The following is a 1781-nucleotide window of genomic DNA, read 5'->3' on the forward strand; positions in this document are numbered from 1 at the left end:
GGATGTTCATCTTTTGTGGTGGGCAGATAATTAAAAGTAACTAATTTTATATTTAACTTAATCATAACACGTAGTAATCACTACATTCATTTAAGCGTACAGTTAATTATTAATTGTGCGCTTTTTGAGTACTATCATTTCTTTAATGCTCGCTTGCCAAGGCGCCTCACTTTAACTAATTTTGGCTTTGTTAAACAATGGAAGCCAAAATGGATTTTCAGTTCGGCTTGTTGCCTTAGGCGTCTCGCATTAGAAATGATTGTTACGCCATATAGTTATATGAGTGTTTGTGACATGTTAAGTAGCGATTACTACGTAATATTTATGCGACGTCATTTATTAATAAACCATGCTTTTTACGTCATTGATACAACTTGAAAATAATAAGTATTCTGGCTTTAAAGTTATTAAAGTTTCGATAACCATACGATACACGTTTAATTAGCTTAATTTTATTATTGATACCTTCAATCGCTCCATTGTTAAACATAGGGTGCTGGATTGTTGCGTAAAGGACATACTCGTATTTCTTATAGAATCGAATCACACGCCAAACACCACGCGATACCTGTTTCTTTTCGACACCTCGCAGTATTTCTTTGAAACGTAACCAATCACATTGTTTCAATGCTTCTCGAAGTTGGTGGACTAACATATATGTGTCATAGAGCTGTTGATCAAGATTTAATAGATACCCTAGAATATCTCTTGAGGTTGTGTATGTTTTGAAAGACTTTGACCAGAAGTATTCATAGCTATTAATATCTTGTCTGTCGGAAAGGAAGAGTCTCCAGTGTTTTTTCAGTTTCGTGTAATCGATTGAAGATTTATAACGATAAGCATTCATAACAGAAATACGTTGCTTATTAAGTTCACGGTTAAGGTGCTGAACGATATGAAAACGATCAAAGATTAAAATCGCATTTGGGAATACTTCATGAACGAAGTTAATATATGGCTCATACATATCCGCTGTTACAGTTCTAACAGCTATTCTTTCACGTCGGTCAAAGCGATAGAAATATTCTTTGAGCTTATGAATGCGTCTATCTTCTAAAATATCGATAATCTGATTCGTTTCATTATTTACAAACAGAAAACTCATCGCCGTTGTCACGTTCTTAACGCTTTTAAACTCATCTATGGAGATATGTCTGGGTAAGCCTGATGAAGGTTTGACTGTCAGTGATTGTGAAAGTTTATGAAGACATCTTTTAACTGTACTCGGTGAAACACTACAATCATTGGCAATGTCTAGTTCGGATTGTACACGAGTGAGTCTATGTGGAATCGCTAACTTCACGCGATTCGTAATAAAACAGTGACTATCAACAATGCTTGTTTGAGCCGTGAAAGTCTTTGAACAGTGTAAACATTTAAAGCGTTCTTTCGCTAAGTTAAGATAAACATTAGACTCTTGAGATTTTAACAACGTCAAACGCGAAACACGTTTACCGTGCTTATGTATTTGCCCGTCATTGACACAACCACACTTCATACAAGCTTCAGGTTTATAAGAAAGGGTTCCATAAACAACTGTAGAAAGCTGACCACGCACTTCTACATCTTCCTCCACCTTCATAACTTGAATATTTTCATCTTTAATTTTTAGTAGTTTTAATATATCATTACACATAGGAGCATCATGTCTCCTCTCGATTTTTTGTTTGGTCACTTAAAATTATAGAGGCATGAGCGCTTTTTTTGTATCTAAAATGATTAAAAACATAAAAGGCGGGATAGCATTTCATGCCATCCCACCACAAAAGATGAAGAACCAA

At 35.1% G+C, this 1781-nt stretch carries 1 protein-coding gene; it reads right to left on the reverse strand.

Translation table 11 applies throughout. The features are described 5' to 3' along the window. Nucleotides 1-361: 361 nt before the first annotated feature. Complete coding sequence (locus KA828_RS13020) at nucleotides 362-1636, reverse strand: ISL3 family transposase (RefSeq protein ID WP_210126363.1); 1275 nt, start codon at nucleotides 1634-1636, stop codon at nucleotides 362-364. Nucleotides 1637-1781: the final 145 nt, after the last annotated feature.

It is taken from the genome of Staphylococcus sp. GDY8P85P (genome assembly GCF_017892405.1).
GTDB classification, from domain to species: domain Bacteria; phylum Bacillota; class Bacilli; order Staphylococcales; family Staphylococcaceae; genus Staphylococcus; species Staphylococcus borealis.